Annotated in this window: 23 protein-coding genes; 12 read left to right on the top strand and 11 right to left on the bottom strand. The window is 51.1% G+C overall.

Annotated elements, in window-relative coordinates; genetic code table 11:
- The first annotated feature begins 36 nt into the window (after nucleotides 1-36).
- Complete coding sequence (chiQ, locus tag EDF88_RS07175) at nucleotides 37-369, top strand: ChiQ/YbfN family lipoprotein (protein WP_134183753.1); 333 nt, start codon at nucleotides 37-39, stop codon at nucleotides 367-369.
- 90 nt (nucleotides 370-459) lie between these two features.
- Here the strand turns inward: chiQ and fur are convergent, their stop codons facing one another.
- The 4 genes from fur to ybfF form a co-directional block, all read right to left on the bottom strand.
- Nucleotides 460-912 carry a ferric iron uptake transcriptional regulator gene (gene fur, locus EDF88_RS07170; protein ID WP_034456677.1) on the bottom strand — a complete coding sequence of 151 codons (453 nt, stop codon included), beginning with the start codon at nucleotides 910-912 and terminating at the stop codon, nucleotides 460-462.
- 344 nt (nucleotides 913-1256) lie between these two features.
- On the bottom strand, nucleotides 1257-1787 hold the full coding sequence (gene fldA, locus EDF88_RS07165) for a flavodoxin FldA (RefSeq protein ID WP_064517084.1): 531 nt from the start codon (nucleotides 1785-1787) through the stop codon (nucleotides 1257-1259).
- A 151-nt stretch (nucleotides 1788-1938) separates the two neighbouring features.
- A complete protein-coding gene (gene ybfE / locus EDF88_RS07160) occupies nucleotides 1939-2220 on the bottom strand; it encodes a LexA regulated protein (protein WP_064517087.1) in 282 nt (93 codons plus the stop codon).
- Nucleotides 2221-2355: 135 nt separating this feature from the next.
- Entirely contained in the window at nucleotides 2356-3132 is a 777-nt protein-coding gene (ybfF, locus tag EDF88_RS07155; RefSeq protein WP_134183751.1) for an esterase, read from the bottom strand.
- Between the two features lie 184 nt (nucleotides 3133-3316).
- Between ybfF and seqA the strand changes: the two genes are divergently transcribed.
- Nucleotides 3317-3865 (top strand): replication initiation negative regulator SeqA, encoded by a 549-nt coding sequence (seqA, locus tag EDF88_RS07150; RefSeq protein WP_134183749.1) that lies wholly within the window; start codon nucleotides 3317-3319, stop codon nucleotides 3863-3865.
- Between the two features lie 25 nt (nucleotides 3866-3890).
- Complete coding sequence (gene pgm / locus EDF88_RS07145) at nucleotides 3891-5534, top strand: phosphoglucomutase (alpha-D-glucose-1,6-bisphosphate-dependent) (protein WP_134183747.1); 1644 nt, start codon at nucleotides 3891-3893, stop codon at nucleotides 5532-5534.
- A 90-nt stretch (nucleotides 5535-5624) separates the two neighbouring features.
- Here the strand turns inward: pgm and kdpE are convergent, their stop codons facing one another.
- Genes kdpE through kdpF form a run of 6 tightly spaced genes read right to left on the bottom strand, consistent with a single transcriptional unit; the run spans nucleotide 5625 to nucleotide 13447 of the window.
- Nucleotides 5625-6302: a two-component system response regulator KdpE gene (kdpE, locus tag EDF88_RS07140; RefSeq protein WP_134183745.1), complete on the bottom strand. Its 678-nt coding sequence runs from the start codon at nucleotides 6300-6302 to the stop codon at nucleotides 5625-5627.
- Nucleotides 6299-8986: a two-component system sensor histidine kinase KdpD gene (gene kdpD / locus EDF88_RS07135; RefSeq protein WP_134183743.1), complete on the bottom strand. Its 2688-nt coding sequence runs from the start codon at nucleotides 8984-8986 to the stop codon at nucleotides 6299-6301. The genes kdpE and kdpD overlap by 4 nt, the downstream gene beginning before the upstream one ends.
- Before the next feature lie 36 nt (nucleotides 8987-9022).
- Nucleotides 9023-9598, bottom strand: a complete 576-nt coding sequence (gene kdpC, locus EDF88_RS07130) for a potassium-transporting ATPase subunit KdpC (protein ID WP_134183741.1) — start codon at nucleotides 9596-9598, stop codon at nucleotides 9023-9025.
- Between the two features lie 12 nt (nucleotides 9599-9610).
- Entirely contained in the window at nucleotides 9611-11659 is a 2049-nt protein-coding gene (gene kdpB, locus EDF88_RS07125; RefSeq protein WP_134183739.1) for a potassium-transporting ATPase subunit KdpB, read from the bottom strand.
- Nucleotides 11660-11672: 13 nt separating this feature from the next.
- Complete coding sequence (kdpA, locus tag EDF88_RS07120; RefSeq protein ID WP_134183737.1) at nucleotides 11673-13358, bottom strand: potassium-transporting ATPase subunit KdpA; 1686 nt, start codon at nucleotides 13356-13358, stop codon at nucleotides 11673-11675.
- A complete protein-coding gene (gene kdpF / locus EDF88_RS07115) occupies nucleotides 13358-13447 on the bottom strand; it encodes a K(+)-transporting ATPase subunit F (protein WP_081908377.1) in 90 nt (29 codons plus the stop codon). Before kdpF ends, kdpA begins: the two co-directional genes overlap by 1 nt.
- Nucleotides 13448-13970: 523 nt before the next feature.
- Here kdpF and EDF88_RS07110 point away from each other — a divergent pair.
- A complete protein-coding gene (locus tag EDF88_RS07110) occupies nucleotides 13971-14177 on the top strand; it encodes a YbfA family protein (protein WP_034456665.1) in 207 nt (68 codons plus the stop codon).
- A gap of 91 nt (nucleotides 14178-14268) precedes the next feature.
- Here the strand turns inward: EDF88_RS07110 and EDF88_RS07105 are convergent, their stop codons facing one another.
- Entirely contained in the window at nucleotides 14269-15687 is a 1419-nt protein-coding gene (locus tag EDF88_RS07105) for a phosphoethanolamine transferase (RefSeq protein WP_166671954.1), read from the bottom strand.
- 363 nt (nucleotides 15688-16050) lie between these two features.
- On the opposite strand from EDF88_RS07105, the gene EDF88_RS07100 reads away from it, so the two are divergent.
- From EDF88_RS07100 to menE, 8 genes are all read left to right on the top strand, one after another.
- On the top strand, nucleotides 16051-16500 hold the full coding sequence (locus EDF88_RS07100) for a GNAT family N-acetyltransferase (protein WP_134183733.1): 450 nt from the start codon (nucleotides 16051-16053) through the stop codon (nucleotides 16498-16500).
- Nucleotides 16501-16581: 81 nt separating this feature from the next.
- On the top strand, nucleotides 16582-16881 hold the full coding sequence (gene elaB, locus EDF88_RS07095; RefSeq protein WP_064517114.1) for a stress response protein ElaB: 300 nt from the start codon (nucleotides 16582-16584) through the stop codon (nucleotides 16879-16881).
- 233 nt (nucleotides 16882-17114) lie between these two features.
- Nucleotides 17115-18416 carry an isochorismate synthase MenF gene (gene menF / locus EDF88_RS07090; RefSeq protein WP_134183731.1) on the top strand — a complete coding sequence of 434 codons (1302 nt, stop codon included), beginning with the start codon at nucleotides 17115-17117 and terminating at the stop codon, nucleotides 18414-18416.
- Nucleotides 18417-18561: 145 nt separating this feature from the next.
- Nucleotides 18562-20232 carry a 2-succinyl-5-enolpyruvyl-6-hydroxy-3-cyclohexene-1-carboxylic-acid synthase gene (gene menD, locus EDF88_RS07085; RefSeq protein WP_134183729.1) on the top strand — a complete coding sequence of 557 codons (1671 nt, stop codon included), beginning with the start codon at nucleotides 18562-18564 and terminating at the stop codon, nucleotides 20230-20232.
- Nucleotides 20229-21011: a 2-succinyl-6-hydroxy-2,4-cyclohexadiene-1-carboxylate synthase gene (gene menH, locus EDF88_RS07080; RefSeq protein ID WP_134183727.1), complete on the top strand. Its 783-nt coding sequence runs from the start codon at nucleotides 20229-20231 to the stop codon at nucleotides 21009-21011. The genes menD and menH overlap by 4 nt, the downstream gene beginning before the upstream one ends.
- On the top strand, nucleotides 21008-21865 hold the full coding sequence (gene menB / locus EDF88_RS07075) for a 1,4-dihydroxy-2-naphthoyl-CoA synthase (protein WP_034456650.1): 858 nt from the start codon (nucleotides 21008-21010) through the stop codon (nucleotides 21863-21865). Before menH ends, menB begins: the two co-directional genes overlap by 4 nt.
- Nucleotides 21865-22830, top strand: coding sequence for an o-succinylbenzoate synthase (menC, locus tag EDF88_RS07070; protein WP_064517123.1), 966 nt, complete (start codon nucleotides 21865-21867; stop codon nucleotides 22828-22830). The genes menB and menC overlap by 1 nt, the downstream gene beginning before the upstream one ends.
- Nucleotides 22827-24191, top strand: coding sequence for an o-succinylbenzoate--CoA ligase (gene menE / locus EDF88_RS07065; RefSeq protein ID WP_134183725.1), 1365 nt, complete (start codon nucleotides 22827-22829; stop codon nucleotides 24189-24191). The genes menC and menE overlap by 4 nt, the downstream gene beginning before the upstream one ends.
- Nucleotides 24192-24488: the final 297 nt, after the last annotated feature.

The raw sequence follows: 24488 nt of genomic DNA, 5'->3' as shown, positions 1-24488 counted from the left end.
GCGTGAAAACGCCCGGTTTTCTTAAGGATATCAAACATGAAAAAAATCGTTCTGACTGTGGTGATGGCGTTAGGTTTAAGTGCGTGTGCGCAGCAACAACCTAAAACGGCTCCGGAAGACACAAAACTAAAACAAGCGTATAGCGCCTGTATTAACACCGCAGAAGGCAATCCGGATAAAATTCAGGCCTGCCAAAGCGTATTGAATGTGTTGGCTCAGGATAAGGAACACCAGGAGTTTGCGAAGAAAGAAACGGTTCGTACCCTGGATTACCAGAACTGCATTCAGGCAACACGTACCGGTAATGACCAGGCCGTGAAAGCAAAATGCGATAAAATCTGGCAAGAGATCCGCGCCAACAATAAGTAATCGCTGTATTCAGGCAATAAAAAAACCGATGAGCTTCCTCACCGGTTTTTTTATTGCCTGACACCCAACTCTGGGTGCCGGAGGTGCAGATTACTTTTCGCTGATTTCGTGTGCGTTTTCGTCGGTACGGCAATCACCTTCAGCACAATGACCATAAAGGTACAGGCTGTGGTTAGTCAGACGAATACCATGACGTGATGCGATTTCACGCTGACGGGCTTCGATTGAATCATCGCTGAATTCAATTACTTTGCCGCAGTCCAGGCAAATCAGGTGGTCATGGTGATGCTGCTGTGTCAGTTCGAATACGGATTTGCCGCCTTCGAAGTTATGGCGCGTCACAATGCCTGCATCATCAAACTGGTTTAGTACACGATAAACGGTGGCGAGACCAATCTCTTCGCCCATATCAATCAGACGTTTATATAAGTCTTCCGCACTGACGTGGTGGTTCACCGGCCCCTGCAGCACTTCAAGGATTTTTAATCGAGGAAGCGTGACTTTCAGGCCGGCCTTCTTTAATGCGGTATTATTGTCAGTCATGCGGAAATTGTCCTGTTGCTTAACGATTCGCTCGGAGTCAGGGTGAGCGTTAAGATGAATGCGTCTCATTATAGAACTGCCCCTTCTAAATGGGAACCGCAAGTATTATGCATAACCAAGTTAAAAAATTGCGGTTGAGTCGCGATTTGATGGCCTTGATAGCTATTTGTCAGGAGTTCATTGTACAGGGACAAGCTGAAAAGTTAAAAATTTGTAGCAATTATTTTAATCGGAAATAACTATCAATGTGGCGAAACCCAATAGTCTCGCCGCATTGATGCCCATCGCCCTTGAATATGCAGGTTTATTGCCAGCCTGCATCTTAAAGTAGCCTGGGTTTAGAATCAGGCGTTGATGATATCAGCCAGGTTGAGCTCATCAGAAACTTGTTTAACCCATTTCTGAACGCGTTCAGCAGTCAGTTCTGGTTGACGGTCTTCGTCAATCGCCAGGCCAACAAAGTGGTCATCGTCTGCAAGACCTTTAGATGCTTCGAAATGGTAACCCGCAGTCGGCCAGTGACCGACGATAGCTGCACCGCGCGGCTCAATGATGTCGCGGATAGTGCCTAATGCGTCACAGAAGTATTCTGCGTAGTCTTCCTGGTCACCGCAACCAAACAACGCTACCAGTTTGCCATTGAAATCAACTTCTTCCAGAGTTGGGAAGAAATCGTCCCAATCACACTGGGCTTCGCCGTAGTACCAGGTTGGAATGCCGAGAAGCAGAATGTCGAAGCCTTCCAGGTCTTCTTTGCTGCTCTTAGCAATGTCATGCACCTCAGCAACATCTTTACCGAGCTGTTTTTGAATCATTTTCGCGATATTTTCGGTGTTACCAGTGTCGCTGCCGAAAAAAATGCCTACGATTGCCATGAGTAAAATAACCTCTTGATACTTAATGGTATGGTGGCTGCTATTTGGCCACAGATAGGGCAATCATAGCAGAACACTTCGTGGTGCGGAAACTGCTATCGCCCCGGTGTGCACAGACTGCAAAATCGCATACCAGGACATAGCACTAAAACTAACTGAGATGTTGCTTCAGTTGTTCGAGAAGTATCTCTTCAATCAATTCACTACGACTGATATTGCGCGCTTCAGCCAGCTGATTGAGAGCATCTACCGCATCGTTATTGAGCTTTAGCTCCACTCGCTTCAGGCCGCGTACTTTATCGCGCTTGAGTTGGTTGCGTTTGTTGATACGCAATTGCTCATCACGCGTTAGCGGATTGGTTTTTGGTCGCCCCGGGCGACGCTCGTCCGCGAACAGATCTAATGTAGTACGGTCCGTTTGTTCTTTTGCCATGATTAGACTACTGACAGGGAATTCAGGTGGCACGGAGCGGGGTGCTCTGGCGCAATTTAGCGCGCAATCATACATCAGCATGGCTTGCGCGCCAACGCGTTAGCCACATCTTGCGGCCAGTCGGTTTGTTTTTAATCAGTTTGCCGCTGTTGTGTCGATAAAACGATGGATTGCGCGCAAAACAGCATCAGGTTTTTCTGCGTGAACCCAGTGTCCGGCACCTGCAACCACATGAGCACGCGCCTGAGGGAACTGTGAAAGCAACTGGCTACGATGCGATTCATTAACATAAGGAGATGCGCCGCCGCGAATAAATAGCGAGGGTTCATTCCATGCAGGAATGTTTTCCCAGCCGACAATATTCTCATATTGCTCCCATAGCACCGGCACGTTGAATTTCCATTCGCCATCGGCAAAGGATTTTAGCAAGAACTGAATAACACCTTCTTCATCAAGATACTCGCGCATCACGGTCGCGGCCTGCTGCCGTGTTTTAACGCAAGCGGCGCTGACGGCATTTATTGCAGTGAAAATTTCATCGTGGCGGCGCACCTGATAATCCACCGGTGCAATATCAATCAGTACTAATTTGTCGATACGCTCTGGGGCAATCGCCGTCAAAGCCATCGCCACTTTGCCACCCATTGAATGGCCAATAATAATGGCTTTCTCAAAGTCATATTCATCGAGCGTTTCGACGACATCCTGCGCCATAGCAGGGTAGTTCATCTCAGAGCTTTGTGGTGATAAACCGTGGTTGCGCAGATCGATTTGCAGCAACGTATGATCCTGCCCAAGGTCACGGGCCAGCACGCCCAGGTTATCAAGGCTACCAAAAAGACCGTGAATAAGAACGATGGGGGAATTACTAGTCGATTGTTGCGCAGTTTGCAGGCGAGCATTCAATTTCATGGCAAAGTTCTTTTTTTTTACTTCGTGTGGTTAGGGTATCATAACGGCATCCTGCCGCACTGCCGCAAATTTCCAGTTTAGTCTGACTTTGTGGTGTGACAAAAGCTTGGCGCTACCCGAGGTTGGGATTTGTCCTTATAATCCCAATTACTTGCATTCAGAAAAGATATCGCACTGGATTAAGATGAAAACAATTGAAGTTGATGACGAGCTCTATCGCTATATTGCCAGCCACACGCAGCACATTGGTGAAAGCGCGTCCGATATTTTACGGCGCATGTTGAAATTTACCGCCGGCCAAACCCCAGCTACACCTGCAATTACCGGCCAGACAGGCGCAACTGCTGCACCTGCTCCGGAAGCCAAACCCGTAAATAAAGCACGCGATCGCGTTCGTGCGGTTCGTGAATTATTGCTGTCCGATGAATATGCGGAGCAAAAGAAAGCGGTTAACCGTTTCATGATGGTGCTTTCAACTCTGTATACACTTGATGCTCAAGCTTTTGGTGAAGCGACTGAATCGCTGCATGGTCGTACACGTGTCTATTTTGCAGGTAATGAACAGACGTTGCTGCAAAATGGAAACCAGACCAAACCTAAGCATGTTCCAGGAACGCCATACTGGGTTATTACTAACACCAATACTGGCCGTAAATGCAGCATGGTCGAACACATCATGCAATCAATGCAGTTCCCGGCGGAATTGATTGAAAAGGTTTGCGGCACAATTTAACACCTCGTGTCAGAAGGAAAGGCCAATGGCTAACCACCCTCGTGCAGGACAACCGGCACAACAGAGCGATTTGATTAACGTAGCCCAACTGACGGCTCAGTATTATGTACTGAAGCCCGAAGTGGGGAATAGCGAACATGCGGTGACGTTCGGAACATCCGGTCACCGTGGTAGTGCGGCACGTCAAAACTTTAACGAGCCTCACATTCTCGCAATTGCTCAGGCGATTGCAGAAGATCGTGCAAAAAATGGCATTACCGGGCCGTGCTATGTGGGTAAAGATACTCACGCGCTGTCTGAACCTGCGTTTATCTCCGTACTTGAAGTGCTGGCTGCGAACGGTGTGGAGGTTATTGTGCAGCAGGCGAACGGCTACACGCCAACGCCAGCTATCTCTCACGCCATTCTGACGCATAACAAAAAGGGTGGCGCACAGGCTGATGGCATCGTTATTACGCCTTCGCACAACCCACCGGATGACGGCGGTATCAAATACAATCCACCTAACGGTGGCCCGGCTGATACCAACGTCACCAAAGTCGTAGAAGATCGCGCTAATGCATTGCTGGCCACAGATCTGAAAGACGTGAAACGTATCTCTCTTGATCAGGCGTGGAAAAGTGGTCACGTCCAAGAGCAAGATCTGGTGCAGCCGTTTATCGAAGGGCTGGTGGATATCGTTGATATGGCCGCCATCCAGAAAGCGGGCCTGAAACTGGGTGTTGATCCACTCGGTGGTTCCGGTATCGAATACTGGCAGCGTATCGCGAAGCACTACAACCTGGATCTGACGATTGTTAACGATCACGTTGATCAAACCTTCCGCTTTATGCACCTCGACAAAGATGGTGCGATCCGTATGGATTGCTCGTCCGAATGTGCGATGGGAGGCCTGTTAGCGCTGCGCGACAAATTCGACCTGGCTTTCGCCAATGACCCGGATTACGACCGCCACGGTATCGTCACGCCAGCTGGCCTGATGAACCCGAACCATTACCTGGCTGTTGCGATTAACTACCTGTTCCAGCATCGCCCACAGTGGGGCAAAGATGTTGCCGTGGGTAAAACACTGGTTTCTTCTGCAATGATTGACCGTGTAGTGAACGATTTGGGGCGTAAACTGGTAGAAGTACCAGTTGGTTTCAAATGGTTTGTCGATGGTCTGTTCGATGGCAGCTTTGGTTTTGGTGGCGAAGAGAGTGCTGGGGCATCGTTCCTGCGTTTCGACGGCACACCGTGGTCTACCGATAAAGACGGCATCATCATGTGCCTGCTGGCGGCAGAAATCACTGCCGTTACCGGTAAGAACCCGCAGCAGCATTACGACGAACTGGCTGCTCGCTTCGGTGCGCCAAGCTATAACCGTCTGCAAGCCTCTGCCACTTCTGCGCAGAAAGCGGCACTGTCTAAACTTTCCCCGGAAATGGTTAGCGCAAGTACCCTGGCGGGTGATCCAATCACCGCACGCTTAACTGCGGCTCCGGGTAACGGCGCCTCCATCGGCGGTCTGAAAGTCATGACCGAAAACGGTTGGTTTGCTGCACGTCCTTCCGGTACGGAAGATGCGTACAAAATCTATTGTGAAAGTTTCTTAGGTGCAGAGCATCGCCTGCAAATTGAGAAAGAAGCGGTAGAGATTGTCAGCGAAGTGCTGAAAAACGCGAAGTAAGATGTGAATCTGAAAAGGCGCCGGAAGGCGCCTTTTTTACGTCTGTTGTGTCGGATGTCGCTACGCTAATCCGACCTACGAAATTCAGATTCAAAGCATAAAACGGTAGCCAATTCCGGTTTCGGTAAGCAGATGAGTGGGTCGAGCCGGGTCGTTTTCCAACTTCTGACGTAAATGCCCCATATAAATCCGCAAATAATGGCTGTGCTCCACGGCGTTTGGCCCCCAGACCTGGTTTAGCAACTGGCGTTGTGTCAGAACTTTTCCATGGTTATTGATAAGGGTGGCAAGCAGGCGAAATTCGATCGGTGTGAGGTGGATTTCCGTGCCATCGCGGGTAATGCGGCGGTTCGCGAGATCAACGCTGATATTTGAAAACTGATAAACCGGATCGGGTTGCGCAAGGCTTGCATGGCGACGTAAGACTACACGCAGTCGCGCTTGCAGCTCACCAATACCAAAGGGTTTGCTGAGATAGTCATCGGCGCCGGCATCCAGCGCGTCAATCTTCACTTGCTCATCGCTACGGGCAGAAAGCACCACAATCGGGGTCTGGCTCCACTGGCGAAAATCGCGGATAAAATCAATACCATCGCCATCGGGCAAACCGAGATCGAGAATCACTATATCGGGTTTACGCGTGGCGGCTTCCAGCAAACCACGTTGCAATGTTTCTGCTTCATGTACGCGCAGCGATTCAGCTTCCAGCGCGGTACGCAGAAAACGACGGATCTCTTTTTCGTCTTCAACAATCAGAACTGATATCACATAACCTCGTTCATCTCAGCCAGCTCAGGTGGTGGGGGCAGAGGTAAAATAACATGAAAACTGGCGCCACCTTCTGGTCGATTGGCTGCAGCAATTTTCCCATTGTGAACTTCGACAATCGCCCGGCAAATTGCCAGCCCCAATCCGACTCCAGGGATGGCTGACTCTTTTTTGCCTCGGGAAAATTTATCAAAAATCTTCTGTTCTTGCCCAACCGGAATGCCAGGACCACTATCCCAGACTTCAAGATCGAGTTTATCAGCCAATGGGTGCGCGCGGATGCCTATGTTTGCCTGAAAGCCTGTGTACTTCGCCGCATTTTCCAGCAAGTTTATCAGCACACGTTCAAACAACGGGCCGTCGACATGAATCAGCATCAGCGGGTCAGGCAAATCCAACGCAATATGCCGCCCACCCAAACCCGGCTCCAGCATCTTCAGCGCGCTGCCCACCACTTCTTCCAGCGTTAACCACTCTTTGCGCAGATTAAACCCGCCGGACTGAATACGCGCCATATCCAGTAAGTTGTTCACCAGGCGCGTGGTATTGAGGACGTGCTGGCGAATATCGTTTGCTTGCGGAGCGTGTTTCGAACCTTCAGAGGCTAGATCTAACGTCAGAATTTCTGCCTGACCAAACAGCACTGTCAGTGGTGTGCGCAAGTCGTGTGAAAGTGCTGCAAGCAACGAGTTGCGCACTTGTTCTCGCTCACTGGAAAGCCGGGCTTGTTCTTCGCTGGCGGTCAGTAACAATCGCTCCAGTGCAGTCGCCGCCAGTAACGTGAAGGTCTCCAGTAACCGTTGCTGCTCGGGGATCATTAACTGGCGCAAATTACTGGGTTCGACAATCAACAGGCCGAGAGTTTTTTCCGGCGTTTTTAGCGGCAGAATTTGATACGGCACGCCGGGCAGTGTATCTGTCCCGGCACCGGCTGGTTGGCCTTTATCAAAGCTCCAACGCGCGATAGCTTCGTCCCAGTTTTGAGGTTCGCCCCTGGCATTTACCCGCTCTAATTGGCCATTTTCGTTGGGCAGCAACAACTGTGTACGGGCATTGAAACTGTTATTGATAAATAGCTCGCTGGTGGCAGCAATATCTTGCGGAGTACGTTCTGCGGCGAGGGCTTTCGACATCTCATAAAGATGACGAGTGCGCTGTTCGCGATAACGGGCAATTCGTGCCTGATAACGCACACCTGCGGTGAGATTACCGATAACGAGGCCGACCGTTAGCATCACGGCAAACGTTAGCAGGTACTGAATATCAGAAACCGCCAGCGTGCCGTGGGGGGCAATAAAAAAGAGATCAAAACTAAGAACGCTAATCACAGTTGCCAGCACCGAAGGCCAACGCCCGTAGAATAGCGCGACGATAACGACACCTAGCAAATAGAGCATCACCAGGTTGGCGGCATCGAAGTCCATCAGCCACTGATTGGCAATAAACGTTGTGATGGCACACAAAGCAATCGCCACCCCGCAGCCGCGTAATTGTACGCGCCATTTTTCCGCAAAGCTGCGCGAGTCCAGGGCCGATGGTGATGCTGACGTAGGTTTATCGTCGAGGGCGACGATCACTAAATCGAGGTCTGGGGCACGGCGGGCTAAACGGTCGGCAAAGGATTCCCTGCTCCAGAAGCGACGCGTGGTGCGCCTGCCGATAATAATTTTGCCGAGGTTATGCTCGCGCGCGTAACGCAAAATCGCTTTATCTTCTGCCGGGTCGGCAAGTGTGGTGGTCTCTGCCCCCAACTCTTGAGCGAGTCGAAGCGAAGCTAAAATAGCGCGACGTTGATGTTCAGGTAAACGGTGAAGCTGTGGCGTTTCGACATACACAGCATGCCAGATGCTACCTAGTTTTGCTGCCAGGCGTGCGGCGGTACGAACCAGTTTCTCATTGCCAGAACTGTGGCCGATACACAACAAAATGGCATCACGCGTGTGCCAGACTTTCTCTTCACCCTGATTATCACGCCAGGCCCGCATTTGGTCGTCAACGCGATCGGCGGTGCGGCGCAGTGCCAGTTCACGCAGCGCAATCAAATTCCCTTTACGGAAGAAGTGTTCAATGGCGCGTTCAGCCTGGCCTGCGATATAAACTTTGCCTTCGTGCAGGCGCTGGCGTAAATCATCAGGCGGCAAATCGACCAGCACGATTTCATCGGCCGCATCGAAGATGGGGTCGGGAACCGTTTCGCGCACCTGAATACCAGTCACGCCGCCGACAATGTCGTTGAGGCTTTCAAGATGCTGCACGTTGACGGTGGTGAACACATCAATACCGGCGTCCAGCAACTCTTCCACATCCTGCCAACGCTTAGGGTGACGAGAACCTGGCGCATTGCTGTGCGCCAGTTCGTCCATCAGAATCAGGGCCGGGTTACGCGCCAGTGCAGCGTCGAGGTCGAACTCATGAACCCAGCGTCCACGATGGTGCGTGCGCTTGGCGGGCAGCAGATCCAGCCCGTCAAGCAACGCAGCCGTCTCTTTACGCCCGTGAGTTTCCACCACGCCAATCAGAATACCTAGCCCTTGTGCGCGCAGGCGCTGCGCCTCCTGGAGCATGGCATAGGTTTTCCCTACACCCGCACAGGCACCGAAAAATATTTTCAGCTTCCCGCGTATTGGGCGGCTAACCTGCTCTAGCAGCTTATCCGGATCGGGGCGCTGCGGTTCCTGTGTCATAACAACTCCTTTGAACCTGACTTGGGTAGATGTCGCTTACGGTGCCTGCAAAGCATCCAACGCCACGTTAACCAACAACACATTCACCACCGGTTTACCGAGAAAACCGACCAAAGGCTGAGTGGTATTTTCGGCTATCAACCGTTGGATTTGTTCAACCGGCAGATTGCGTGCTTTAGCGATACGCGGGATTTGCCAGGCTGCCGCTTGCGGGGAAATTTGCCCGTCCAGGCCGCTGGCTGATGCGGTCACCAGTTCAACGGGAACCGCTGGATTAGCCTGCGGATTTGCCGCGCGTAACGCCGCAATACGTGTCGCGACCACCTTATCCAGCTCTGGGTTACTTCCCGCCAGGTTGCTACCGCCTGAAGCCATGGGATTATAGGGCGTTTCAGCCGTAGCAGAAGGGCGGCCTTGTAAATACTTCGCCTCGGTGAAGTTTTGCCCAATCAACTTCGAGCCACGTACCACCGTGGTATCAATAATCAATGAACCATTGGCTTGCGCCGGGAACCACCACTGGGCTAGCAGCGTTGTCATTAGTGGGTACAGCCCCCCTGTAATCAGGGTGAGCAAAATCAGTAACAGTATAGCGGGACGTAAGGTAGACATTTGTTTTTCCTCTTAAACCAGGCCGCAAACGGTTAGCAGCAAGTCGATAGCTTTGATACCAATAAACGGCACAATTAATCCGCCGAGGCCATAAATCCACAGATTGCGGCGTAACATCGCTGCGGCACTGAGCGGTTTGTAGCTCACGCCGCGTAACGCCAGTGGAATCAAAAAGATGATGATTAACGCGTTAAAAATTACCGCACTTAAAATCGCCGACGCAGGGGAGTGCAGGTGCATCACGTTTAGCGCATTAAGCTGCGGGTAAGTCGCGGCAAACGCGGCAGGGATAATCGCGAAGTATTTCGCTACGTCGTTGGCAATACTGAAGGTGGTCAGCGAGCCACGGGTCATCAGCATCTGTTTACCGATGTGCACCACTTCAATCAACTTGGTAGGGTTAGAATCCAAATCCACCATGTTTCCCGCTTCTTTTGCCGCTTGCGTGCCGGAGTTCATGGCCACCGCCACATCCGCCTGCGCCAGCGCCGGGGCATCATTGGTGCCATCACCGGTCATTGCCACTAAACGGCCTTCCGCCTGATACTGGCGAATTAGCGCCAGCTTGGCTTCTGGTGTTGCTTCCGCGAGAAAATCATCAACACCCGCTTCGGCAGCAATCGCTGCCGCCGTCAGACGGTTATCCCCGGTGATCATCACCGTTTTAATCCCCATCTGGCGCAGTTGTGCAAAGCGCTCCTTAATACCGCCTTTCACGATATCCTTCAGGGCGATAACACCGAGCACATTGGCACCTTCTGCCACCACCAGCGGTGTTCCGCCAGTGCGGGCAACACCTTCTACCAGAGTGTCGACCTGCGGCGGGAAGTGTCCGCCGTTCGCCTCAACGTGGCGACGAATAGCATCCACCGAACCTTTGCGAATCATGCGGTCCTGAATATTGATGCCACTCATGCGGGTTTGCGCGGTAAACGGCACAAAGGTGGCATGCAGGTTTTGCACGTCGCGTTCGCGTAGATTAAAGCGTTGTTTTGCTAGCACCACAATGCTGCGGCCTTCTGGAGTTTCATCAGCAAGAGACGAAAGTTGTGCCGCGTCGGCCAGAGTTTTTTCATCAATACCGGGTGCAGGCAGGAAATCAGAAGCCTGACGGTTGCCCAGTGTGATCGTGCCGGTTTTATCCAGCAGCAATACGTCGACATCGCCCGCTGCTTCAACGGCACGCCCGCTGGTGGCAATCACGTTTGCACCCAGCATACGGCTCATCCCGGCAACACCAATCGCTGAAAGCAGCCCGCCGATGGTGGTGGGAATCAAACAGACCAGCAGGGCAATCAGCACTGTAACGCTAACTGCCACACCACCGTATTGCGAGAAGGGCCACAGCGTGGCGGTTGCCAGTAAAAAGACGATAGTCAGCGCCACCAGTAAAATCGTCAGCGCGATTTCGTTCGGTGTTTTACGGCGTTGCGCACTTTCCACCATCGCAATCATGCGGTCGAGGAAGGTTTCACCCGGATTCACGCTGCACTGAATCACCAGCCAGTCGGAAAGGATACGCGTCCCGCCAGTCACCGAGGCAAAGTCGCCACCCGATTCACGGATAACCGGTGCGGATTCGCCGGTAATCGCGCTTTCATCGACCGACGCGCCGCCCTCCAGCACTTCACCATCACAAGGGATAATGTCGCCCGCTTCAACCAGCACAATGTCGCCTTTACGCAGATCTGCGGCGGGTACGTGGTCCATTTGCGCATCATGGTGAGGAGCGCGTAATTTGCGCGCCCAACTGGTTTTCTTCACCCCTTTCAGGCTATTGGCTTGCGCCTTGCTACGGCCTTCAGCCAGCGCTTCGGCAAAGTTTGCGAACAGTACGGTAAACCACAGCCAGATGCTGATGGCTAAGGTAAACGGAGCATCGCCCTGAAGTTTTCCACTGAACATGGCAATGGCCATAAGCGTAGTCATCACGCTACCCACCCAGACGATAAACATCACCGGGTTACGCCATTGCACCTGCGGGGTAAGTTTTTTAAAGGAATCTATTAGCGCCTGACGAATCAGTGCTGGTTCAAATAGCGCCTGTTGCTTGCGACTCATGGAAGCCTCTTAATCACAAATTCACGAAGGAAAGGTGTTCCGCAACCGGGCCTAATGCGAGGGCGGGAATAAAGGTCAGTGCTCCAACTAACAATACGGTACCAATCAGCAGGCCAATAAATAGCGGGCCGTGAGTCGGCAGCGTACCGACGCCTGCGGTTTGCGACTTTTTAGTGACAAGCGTTCCGGCAATCGCCAGCACCGGCACAATCACCGCAAAGCGGCCGAACCACATGCACACAGCCAGAAGCACGTTCCAGAAAGGCGTATTGGCGCTAAGTCCTGCAAATGCGCTGCCGTTGTTATTAGCGGCAGATGAGACGGCGTAAAGCACTTCGCTAAAGCCGTGGATGCCAGAGTTGAATATCCCGGCTCGACCAGCCTCAGTCATCATCGCAAGGGCGGTACCGAGCAGTACCAACGTCGGGGTGACGAGGATCGCCATCGCAGTCATTTTCATCTCCGCAACGTCGATTTTTTTACCGAGATATTCCGGCGTGCGGCCAATCATCAACCCGGCGATAAACACCGTCAGCAAGACAAACAACAACATGCCGTATAGCCCGGAGCCGACGCCGCCAAACACCACTTCACCAATCTGCATCAGCCACATTGGGATCATGCCGCCTAAAGCCGTGAAGGAGTCATGCATTGCATTAACAGCGCCACAAGATGCTGCAGTGGTAATCACCGAAAACAGGCTACTGGCCAGAATGCCAAAGCGGCTCTCTTTACCTTCCATATTGATATTGCTATCCGCGCCAAGCTGCATGAAATGCGGGTTACCTTGTGTTTCAGCCCACATCACCACCACAACGCAGATAACAAAAATGATACCCATCGCCCACAAAATGGCGCGCCCCTGGCGTTTGTCGCCCACTGCTTCACCAAACGCAAAACACAGAGCGGTTGGGATCAGGAAGATCGCCAGCATCTGCACAAAGTTGGTCAGCGCCGTTGGGTTTTCGAACGGGTGAGAGGAGTTAGCGTTAAAGAAACCGCCGCCGTTGGTACCGAGCATTTTGATCGCTTCTTGCGAAGCCACCGGCCCCATCGGCAAGACATGCTGCACACCTTCAAGCGAGGTGAATGGCTGATATGCGGCGATGTTCTGCAAGGTTCCCTGGCTAACAAAGAACAGTGCAATCAACAGTGAAATCGGCAGCAGGATGTAAAATGTGATGCGAGTTAAATCGACCCACGCGTTACCCAGCGTAGTGGCGCTATGGCGGGAAAATGCGCGAATAAGCGCAAACACCACTGCAATACCCGTTGCGGCAGAAAGGAAGTTTTGCACCGTCAAGCCAACCATCTGGCTGAAATAACTCAGCGTGGTTTCGCCACTGTAGGATTGCCAGTTGGTATTGGAGACAAAACTAACAGCGGTGTTTAACGCCAGATGCCAGGAAAGGCCAGGCAATTGCAGCGGGTTAAGCGGCAAACTCCCTTGCGTCATTAAGATGAGGAAAAGCAGTAGTAGACCTAAAACGTTGAAGGCCAGGATCGCGGCAAGATAGCGTTTCCAGCTCATTTCAGCCGTTTCGCTTCCCAGCACTTTCCACATCACCGACTCAACACGACCCACGCCCGGCAGCGGTTCTCCTTCAATTAACCGTGCCAGCACGCTACCCAGCGGTTTTGCCAGTGCAAAAAGCACCAGCAAGAAGCTGGCAATTAATAAGAATGCAGAAGCGGCCATTAGAACGCCTCCGCATTAATCAGGGCATAAATTAAGTATCCCAACAGCATAAATACCAGCACTACACCTGCAATTAGTCCTGCGCTCACAGTCCACCCCCAGTTGCCCGTCATACTTCGCGTTGCAGGTGTGTTGGCTCTTCTCGTTCACCCTTAAGTCAGTTCATCGCGATTCGCTCGATTGCCGCGTTACTCGGCAGAGCCTCGCCCCGTAGGGGCCAGCGCAAGCGCTGTTCAAAAGGATTAAGCCTTTTATCCTGCAACTCGAATTATTTAAGGCTGATAAGTAATTGGAATAAGTGTGAAAGTTTCGGTGCAAAGATGTCGTAAAAGTCTGAGGGCGGGGTGTAAAAAAAGTATAAAAATGCCATATATCCGTCGCCCTTCAAGATGCGGGGGGGATTTGGTATAAAGCCATTAATTAACTAATGGTTAGTATTTATTTAACTATTTTGTAACTTTATTACACCGGGAAATGTAAATTAGTGGCAAAAAGTGTCCTTTAGTGGTCGGATGAGTAGTAAACTTTCAGCCAATGCGATACTATTTTGGCCAGATAACAAGTTCCAACTTCCCGGTTTTTGCTACCGGTCACAATTTAAGGGAGAAGCCTATGACTCTATATAAAGACTATCCATTGCATCAGGTCATCCTGCGTCGCACTTTTGTTGTTGTAGCAGGTGTTCTGGCTTTGCCAGTGATGCTGTTCTGGAAAGATCGCGCCCGTTTCTACAGCTACCTGCACCGCGTCTGGTCTAAAACCAGCGAAAAACCAGTTTGGATGGCTCAGGCTGAAGCCGCATCCGCTGATTTTTACTAAGCTTGCTGAGAAGTCATTACTACGGATACAAAACATCAAAGCCCCATCAGTTCACAACTGATGGGGCTTTTTTACGGCTGATGGACGCGGATTAATGTGCCAGCTCTTTCCAGTTATAAATCTGATTGGTGGTATCCATTACGGGCGCTTTTCCTGCCAGCCTGTTAGCGATGTGTTGCACTGTTTCTTCAGGCCTATCTCCAGGTAGTAAAATCCCCATCCAGCGACGCATTAATTTATCGTTATTGGCGGTTGAATAAATATCCTCTACCGTTCCGGTATCCGGGTTATTAACCTGCGGGCTGTACCAGATAAACATGGGCACTTCAAAAGCGTGCTGGCTTGGTTTTACCCCACCATGATGGTAAACCACGCTTTGTATCGGTTCGCGTTCCAGTGCATGATCGGAAAAATAAGCGACAGAAGCTCGCCTGTCTTTCAGCAGCGCGAAAATATTGCCCAGTAGCTTATCAGTGAAGCGGATTGAGTTGTCATAACAGGCATCAATACCATCGCTTTGCGGCGTGAATAGTGCGTCAGTTGCTGGAAAACGTGTACATTCCGGTTCATGGCTACCATAAATATGCAGCACAATGAGCTGTTTACCTTGATGGTTTAATGCCTTGCGCAAGTCAGGTAATAACGCATCATCATAGCCATCTTTAACCCAGTGTTTATGGGCGGCATTCATCGCGATACCGGTAATCGCGTTATTGTAGTCACCCAGCATCCCTTGCTTGCTAAACCACGATGTATCAAAACCCGCCTGATTAGCCAGATTAATAATATTGTCCGAATAGTGCTGGATATTATGGTTTATCACGGTATCGGCTGTGATCGCCAGCGGCACGGCGGTAATGGTGATAGGTGCTCCGCTAATGGCATGATTCCACAGTAGCAGATGGCTGCGTTCAGCTTCTAATTGCGGTGTGGTGGGTTGCGGGTAACCATAAATACTCATGTTTTCGCTACGTGCGGACTCCCCGATAACCAACACATAAGTATCAATCCCGGTTTCCTGGGTTTGCAGGGAGTAATCGGGAATCTGGCTTGCGATCTGCTTAATTAAATGTTGATCGCTCCATGCCTGAAGAAAATATTTAGTATTACTTATGGGTAAATAGTTCATGACACGCGCGGTGATACTTCCCTGACTGTTTTTCTTAATATGATGGACAGTCGCTTGCACAATATTACTGATAAGTAAAATGGCTAATAAATAAAACGGGTATTTTGCCAGCCATTTACTGCCAGCAGCAGGCATCATCGCAACGCTGCCTAATAACAAAATGACCAGCGCCAGAAAACCTAAACAGTATTTTTGGTATAACCACAACATCGCGCTGATTTCGTGGCTATCACTATCCAGAATGCTCATCGCAAAGCCATAGCTAAACCCGGAGCCAAAGGTGCCTCGCGCATAGAACGTCAGTGTGACATCCCATGCCACCCACAATATTGGCAACACTGCGGCTAATAAGCGGACGAGTTTATTTTTAATTAAACTCAAAGATAACATTAACAATACAAATATTATTAATCTTTGAAACATAACATGTGCCGGAGCAAACAAAACATTAGCTACAGCCACAATCAATATACCTATCCCCAAAGGAATAAATTGGCGTGCTCTACTTAACATATAAATAACATCCGCGCAGAATTACCGTTTTAAACGGTTTTATTAAATTTGCTATCAACGGGCATTAATATACTTAAAGGCATCAATAAGCATAGATATATTCATTTGATGAATTGTTTCTTTGACATGCGTCAGTAAGTCATCTGAACAACAACGCCCTCGGCACTGTTATTTATCGCGCAAAATGTGTGAAGATAAGGCACTACTCATCGAAATCACTGGGGCAGCAGCATGTTGATTTGGCAGGATTTACACCATTCAGAATTGAGCGTAACCGATCTCTACACGCTTCTGGCGCTACGCAATGAAGTGTTTGTCGTCGAGCAGAATTGCCCCTACCAGGACATTGATGGTGATGATCTGGTGGGTGAGAACCGCCATATTCTTGGTTGGAAGGGCGGGAAATTGGTGGCCTATGCCCGTATCCTGCAAAGCGACAGCGAGTTTGAACCGGTAGTGATTGGCCGTGTCATTGTCGATAAAAGCGTGCGTGGCGAAAAACTGGGTTACCAGTTGATGGAACTGGCGATGGCTTCGTGCCAGCAGTATTGGCCAGAGAAAACAGTCTATTTAGGCGCTCAGGCTCATCTGCAATCTTTCTACGCCCACTTCGGGTTTACCCCAGTTACTGACGTGTATGACGAAGACGGTATTCCCCATATCGGTATGGCAAATCGTTAATGACAGATTAATCGCCAGGTAAAAAGCACTAGTGTTGTCTATAGTTAGCGGACGAGTATTTTTTAAACACGGAGAACAGTGATGCAACCGTATGAATCTCGTCTTGATGATGATTTAACTCTGCTTAGTGAAACGTTAGAAGAAGTGCTGCGTTCCTCAGGCGATCCTGCTGACCAAAAATACATTGAGCTGAAAGCACGTGCAGAAGCGGCGCTCAGCGAAGTCAAAGCCCGGGTCAGTAGTGCGTCGGACAATTATTACTATCGTGCAAAAAAAGCCGTTTATCGCGCCGATGATTATGTGCGTGAAAAACCATGGCAAGGAGTTGGCGTTGGCGCTGCCGCTGGTCTGGTACTAGGGCTTTTATTAGCCAGACGCTAGATACCCTTCGCCCTTCAAGTTGCAGGGGCGTTGGCTGCTCTCGTGCACCCGAATCACTTGACTTCAGTAAGCTCATCGGGATTTACTCGATTGCCGCCTACCTGCATCTCGAAGTAACTTGGGTATAATAATTGCGTCGAGTGCCAGCAGAAAAATCTTACCCATTGGGTGGGATTTTTTTTTGCCGCCATGACCACGTATAATCAGGGGTTTTCAGGGAAGGTGAGGTAAACGTGAATTCAGTTGTCGTCGCGCTGCAACAGTTACAGCTTGCATTGAACGCAGAATTTGCGGATGCACCGGGTTTACAGCAATTATCTTGTGCTGTCACCCTAAGTGATGCCTCTGATGCACTCGCATGGTTGGCCAGCCAGCGTCTTTATCCCCAGTTTTACTGGCAACAGCGCAATGGCGATGACGAAATTGCCGCCCTCGGTGCTGTGCGTCTGTTCGATACCTTAGATGCCGCCGGGGCATTTATTGATGACTATGCCGACCAGCCAGCTGTTCGTATTACTGGCGTAAATGCATTTTCACCCACCAGCAGTTTTTTATTTCTCCCACGCCTCGAATGGCGGCGCATCGGTGGCGATGCTTTTCTCTACCTTAATATTTATAGCGAAACTTCCCTGCAAGATGATGCGCGGGTAGCCCTTCAATTCCTTGAAAAAATGCTGCCTGCAAAGCAATTGCCATTGCAGCGTTTAAATTGTGTCGGTGAGCAACATATTCCAACGCAACCAGAATGGAATCAGTTAGTTGACCGTGCAATATCTGCCATTGAGCAGCATGAGCTCGATAAAGTCGTCCTGGCGAGAGCCACCGATCTGCAATTTACTACCGCAGTTTCCGCAGCCGGATTTATGGCGGCCAGTCGCCGGGTGAACCTGAATTGCTATCATTTCTTGATGGTGTTTGATGGCAGCCATGCGTTCCTTGGCTCGAGCCCAGAACGCTTGTGGCGGCGCATTGATAGTGCTTTGCGCACCGAAGCGCTAGCCGGAACGGTCGCTAACCATCCCGACGATCATCGAGCCTGGTCTTTGGGGCAGTGGTTGCTTAAAGACGATAAAAACCAACGTGAAAACATGTTGGTCGTTGAAGATATTTGCCAGCGTTTGCAAAAAACGGTGGGGGCTATTGATGTATTGCCGCCGCAGGTGGTGCGCCTGAGAAAGGTACAACATTTGCGCCGTTGCATCTGGACCGATTTGGCTCAGCCTGACGATGCTGTATGTCTTGCAATGTTGCAACCTACTGCCGCTGTAGCCGGGTTGCCACGTGATGTGGCACGCGGGTTTATCGCCCATAATGAACCGTTTGAGCGTGAATGGTATGCGGGTTCGGCGGGTTATATCTCGCAACGGCAGAGTGAGTTCTGCGTTGCTTTACGCTCGGCAAAAGTAATCAATAATATGGTGCGCTTATACGCCGGAGCTGGAATTGTCGCAGGTTCTGATGCGGCGGAAGAATGGCAGGAAATAGAAAATAAAGCCGCCGGGTTGCGAACGTTGCTAACAAAATCAACGTTCTAAACTATAGGCATGTCTGAGACAATTCGGACTTAATCGTGCTTGTTGCCAACAAAAATGCAGTTTGAAGGGTATTACCGACCCATATCAAAATAACCGTTCCAGCAATAATTATAATGAGTCAGCAAAATTGACTCAGGACTGAATCATGTCGATAAGCTCGTTTAACCGCCGTTGGGCTACGGTAATCCTTGAAGCGCTGACTCGCCACGGTGTGCGCCACGTCTGCATCGCTCCCGGTTCGCGTTCTACACCTCTGACCCTTGGGGCGGCTGAAAATCGGGCTTTTATTTGTCATACCCATTTTGACGAACGTGGTTTAGGTCACCTGGCATTAGGTCTGGCAAAAGCAAGCCAGGCTCCAGTCGCTATTATCGTGACTTCGGGTACAGCGGTGGCCAACCTCTATCCGGCAATTATTGAAGCCGGTTTGACGGGCGAAAAACTGGTGGTTCTTACCGCTGACCGCCCACCGGAACTTATTGATTGCGGCGCCAATCAGGCGATTCGCCAGCCTGGGATTTTTAGCACCCATCCTACTCAATCGATTAATTTACCTCGCCCAACGCAGGATATTCCTGCGCGCTGGTTAGTTTCGACTATCGATAACGCGTTGGGCCAGCAGATGGCTGGTGCGGTTCACATCAATTGCCCATTCGCCGAGCCGCTGTATGGCGAGCCTGATGAAACTGGCATGAGTTGGCAACAGGCATTGGGCGACTGGTGGCAAGGTGATAAACCCTGGTTACGTACGGGCCTGACTCAGGAAGTGCTTAAACAGCGTGACTGGTTCTTCTGGCGTCAAAAACGTGGCGTTGTAATTGCCGGGCGTTTGAATTCTGAAGAAGGAAAACAGGTCGCTGCATGGGCGAAAATGCTCGGTTGGCCGTTAATTGGCGATGTGCTATCGCAAACTGGGCAGCCGTTGCCATGTGCAGATTTATGGCTGAGCAACAGCCAGGCAGTGACAGAACTTGCCGAAGCACAAATTATTATTCAGTTTGGCAGTAGCCTGACCGGAAAACGCGTTCTGCAATGGCAAGCGACCTGTGAGCCTGAAGAGTACTGGCTGGTGGATAATCTCCCAGGCCGGCTTGATCCCGCGAATCATCGTGGCCGTCGCTTGTGTTGCGATATTACACAATGGCTGGAACTTCACCCTGCTGAAAAGCGCGTGGCGTGGGATGAGAAATTAACTACGCTTGCAAAAATAGCTCAGCAGGCGGTGAAAAAGGGCACTCTTGAATTCGGCGAAGCCCAGGTCGCGGCGCGACTGGCTGAATTATTACCGGAAGCCGGGCAGCTGTTTGTCGGCAATAGCCTGATTGTTCGTCTGGTCGATGCTTTTGCGCAATTGCCTGCGGGTTATCCGGTATTTAGCAATCGTGGTGCGAGCGGTATCGACGGCTTACTTTCAACAGCTGCCGGCGTGCAACGAGCCACCGCACGCTCGACGCTGGCGATTGTTGGCGATCTCTCGGCACTTTACGACATCAACTCACTGGCATTATTACGTCAGGTTTCCGCTCCCTTCGTTTTGCTGATCGTCAATAATAATGGCGGGCAAATATTCTCGCTGTTACCAACGCCGGCAGACGAACGTGAACGCTTCTATACCATGCCGCAAAACGTCAATTTTGCCCACGCAGCAGCGATGTTCAGACTCTCCTATAACAATCCGGCAAGCTGGGATGAGTTGCAGGAAGCCGTGACCCATGCCTGGCGTACTCCTCATGCGACCATCATTGAGCTCACCGTTAGTGAAACTGACGGTGCGCAAACCTTGCAGCATTTGCTCGCACAGGTTAGTCAGGCATGATTCTGCATGCTGTTTTTCATGAAGGCCGCGATGCCAACTTGCCGTGCCTGGTCTGGCTGCACGGTTTTTTAGGCAACCGGAAGGAGTGGGAAACTTTCAGCGAACATTTCACCGATTGGCCGCAACTCTTCATCGACTTGCCCGGTCACGGGAAATCAGCCGATATTACGGCTGAAGGCTTTGCTCAAGTCGATAAATTACTGCGAAATACGCTTGTTAGTTACAACATTCTAAGTTACTGGCTAATTGGCTACTCTCTTGGTGGACGAGTGGCGATGTATCATGCTTGTCAGCTTGAGAATTCCGGTTTGTGCGGCTTGATTGTTGAGGGGAGCCATCCTGGACTTACGGATGAGACTGCCCGCCGAGAAAGAAAAAGTAGCGACCAGCAATGGGCGCAGCGGTTACGCACACAACCACTAAAAGAGGTGCTGAACGACTGGTATCATCAAGCTGTTTTCCAGTCGCTCAATGATCAGCAACGCGCTTCGCTTATCGCACAACGCAGCCAGAATAATGCCCAAAGCCTTGCCGCAATGCTTGAGGCGACGTCTCTTGGCAACCAACCAGATTTAAAGGCTACGCTCAAACAATTGCCGTTGCCTTTTTACTATTTTTGCGGTGAGCGGGATGAAAAATTCCGCGCCGTGGCAACCAGCCTGGAATTGTCACCGCAGCTTATTACTGCCGCAGGCCATAATGCACATCGGGAAAACCCAATTGCTTTCACAGCCTGCCTGCTCAATTTATTGCGAAAACCTATCGAGGAAACACCATGATTTATCCAGATGAAGAAATGCTTTATGCGCCAGTTGAATGGCAGGATTGCTCGGAAGGTTACACCGATATTCGCTATCACAAATCAGCTGACGGTATCGCTAAAATAACGATCAACCGCCCTGAAGTGCGTAACGCATTCCGCCCGTTGACCGTAAAAGAGATGATTAATGCGCTGGCTGATGCCCGTTACGACGACAACATTGGCACCATCATCCTGACCGGCGAAGGCGAAAAAGCTTTCTGCGCAGGCGGCGATCAAAAAGTACGTGGCGATTACGGTGGCTACCAGGATGCAAGCGGCACCCATCACCTGAATGTGCTGGATTTCCAGCGCCAGATTCGCACCTGTCCAAAACCAGTTGTGGCGATGGTTGCGGGTTATTCCATCGGTGGTGGTCATGTACTGCATATGATGTGCGACCTGACAATTGCTGCTGAAAACGCGGTATTCGGCCAGACTGGCCCGAAAGTGGGTTCATTTGACGGTGGCTGGGGTGCTTCTTATATGGCTCGTATCGTCGGCCAGAAAAAAGCGCGTGAAATCTGGTTCCTGTGCCGCCAGTACGACGCAAAAGAAGCGTTGGATATGGGCCTGGTGAACACCGTTGTGCCGAATGCAGATCTCGAAAAAGAGACCGTGCGCTGGTGCCGCGAAATGCTGCAAAACAGCCCAATGGCGTTGCGTTGCCTGAAGGCTGCTCTAAATGCCGACTGCGACGGTCAGGCAGGTTTACAGGAACTGGCTGGCAACGCCACCATGCTGTTCTACATGACTGAAGAGGGTCAGGAAGGTCGCAACGCGTTCAACCAAAAACGCCAGCCGGACTTCAGCAAATTTAAACGGAATCCGTAATGCGTAGCGTCGAACTGTGGCGCTTTCAGGTGCCGATGGATGCGGGTGTGGTGCTGCGTGAGCGGCGCCTGAAATCACGCGACGGGCTGTTAGTGTGCCTGACAGATGGCGAAAAACAGGGCTTCGGCGAGATCTCGCCGTTGCCTGGTTTTAGCGTAGAAACTGTCGATGACGCATTGAACGTGGCACAAACCTGGTTGCAAGCCTGGCAAACAGGCGCGGAAATCGACTTGCCAGAAATGCCATCGGTGGCGTTTGGCCTGAGTTGTGCGCTGGCCGAAATCAGCGGTGAATTGCCTCAGGCGGCGGATTACCGCGCGGCGCCCTTGTGCACCGGTGACCCGGACGAACTGTTTGCCATGCTAGCTGCTATTCCCGGTGAGAAAATCGCCAAGGTGAAAGTGGGTTTGTATGAAGCTGTGCGCGACGGAATGGTGGTCAATCTTCTACTGGAAGCGATGCCAGATTTGCGTCTGCGTCTTGATGCCAACCGTGGCTGGACACCGATCAAAGCGCAGCAGTTCGCCAAATACGTTAATCCTGATTTCCGAGCGCGCATTGCGTTTATCGAAGAGCCGTGCAAAACCCGTGAGCAATCCAGTGAGTTTGCCCGTGAAACGGGAATTGCGATCGCCTGGGATGAAAGCCTGCGTGAGCCTGATTTTGAGTTTGCCGCCGAACCTGGTTTGAGTGCGGTGGTTATCAAGCCGACCTTAACCGGTAGTCTTGAGAAAGTACGTCAACAGGTTGAGCAGGCCCATGCCCTGGGATTGACAGCGGTTATCAGTTCTTCGATTGAATCGAGCCTCGGCTTAACACAATTGGCGCGTATTGCCGCGTGGCTGACGCCGCAAACGTTGCCTGGCCTCGATACGCTGTCGTTGATGCAGGCACAATTGGTGCGCGAATGGCCTGGCAGCCCATTGCCGTGCTGGTCACTGGAATCTCTTGAGCGAGTGTTATGAGTTTTCAAGATTTTCCCTGGCAGTATTGGGCACAAATTCGTGGTGACCAACCAGCACTTACGTTAGGCCATGAAAGCCTGAACTGGTACGAGCTATGCCAGCGCGTTGATGCGCTGGCAGGGGGCTTCCGCCAGCAGGGTGTGCTTGAAGGGCAAGGCGTTGCGCTACGTGCGAAAAACAGCCCGGAAATGGTTTTCGCACTGCTTGCGTTGTTGCAATGTGGGGCGCGTGTATTGCCGCTTAACCCACAGTTGCCTGCACCTGTGCTCGAACACTTACTTCCCACGCTGACTATCAGCCATGCCTTGACCTTTGATGCGCCGCTTACAGTTGCCGATATCAACCCGTTAACTCTGCTGGAAAGCGAACCTTTCAAGGTTGAGTGGCAGCCTGCAAGGTTTGCATCGATGACGCTTACCTCCGGCTCAACGGGCTTACCCAAAGCGGCGGTTCATACCAGTGATGCTCATCTTGCTAGTGCTGCAGGTGTGCTGGCGGTGATGAACTACGGCGCGAATGACAGTTGGTTGTTATCACTACCTCTGTTTCATGTCTCCGGCCAGGGCATTTTGTGGCGCTGGCTGCTGGTGGGTGGTTGCATGGTAGTGCGCGATTTATATCCTTTGAGTGATGCGCTGCAAGGCTGTACGCATGCGTCACTGGTGCCGACCCAGCTCTGGCGCATGCTTGAGCAATCTCCTCCGGAATCCTTGCGTGAGGTGTTGTTGGGTGGTGCGGCAATTCCTGTTGAGCTCACGCAAGCGGCGCAAGAAAAAGGCATCAATTGCTGGTGTGGTTATGGGTTAACGGAGCTGGCCTCAACGGTCTGCGCCAAACGTGCTGATGGGTTGCCTGATGTGGGTGAAGCTCTGCCAGGCCGGGAAGTGAAAATCGTTGACCAAGAAGTGTGGATTCGTGCCGATAGCCTGGCATCAGGCTACTGGAAAGAGGGGGTTGTCGTGCCGCTGGTTAATTCCCAGGGCTGGTTTGCAACACGCGATCGCGGTGTTCTGAATGCGCACCGTCTAACGCTTATTGGCCGGCTCGATAATCTGTTTTTCAGTGGTGGGGAAGGTATCCAACCAGAAGAAGTTGAGCGCGTGATTGCAGTTCATCCCGCGGTGAAACAGGTTTTTGTCGTACCAATCGATGATCCCGAATTTGGCCAGCGCCCGGTTGCGGTGGTTGAAGCCGACGAGGATTTTGACCTGTCGCTATTGTCTGAGTGGTTGCCGGGAAAAGTAGCCCGTTTTCAGCATCCGGTGCGTTGGTTACGCTTGCCTGATGAATTCAAGCAGGGGGGGATTAAGATTTCGCGAGTGCAGTTAAAGTTATGGGTAAAGCGGGAGGCTACAATTTAATGCCACCCCCGTTTTAATGTCGGGTGTCGTTAACGCTAATCCGACTTACATACCTGACTCTAATACTGATTTCTGCCGCTCTGTTCGAGCGGCTTTTTTATTGGCAATCCATATAAACCAGATAAAAATATTGCAAACCGCTTCGCTAGCAAGTTAATGAACCTAAAACTATACTTGGGTTGCAGTAAAGTTCTGCAATCACTGAGGAATGAGTTATGAAAACACTAAACATGAACGTTTCCAAAGAGCAGCCTAAAAACCCAGATAAAGCACCTAAGAACGATGAGAAAAAGCCAA

Origin of the sequence: Buttiauxella sp. BIGb0552, from assembly GCF_004366275.1 — a bacterium.
Taxonomy (GTDB): domain Bacteria; phylum Pseudomonadota; class Gammaproteobacteria; order Enterobacterales; family Enterobacteriaceae; genus Buttiauxella; species Buttiauxella gaviniae.
The sequence above is the reverse complement of the archived record's forward strand: the minus strand, read 5'-3'. Positions and strand labels throughout refer to the sequence as shown.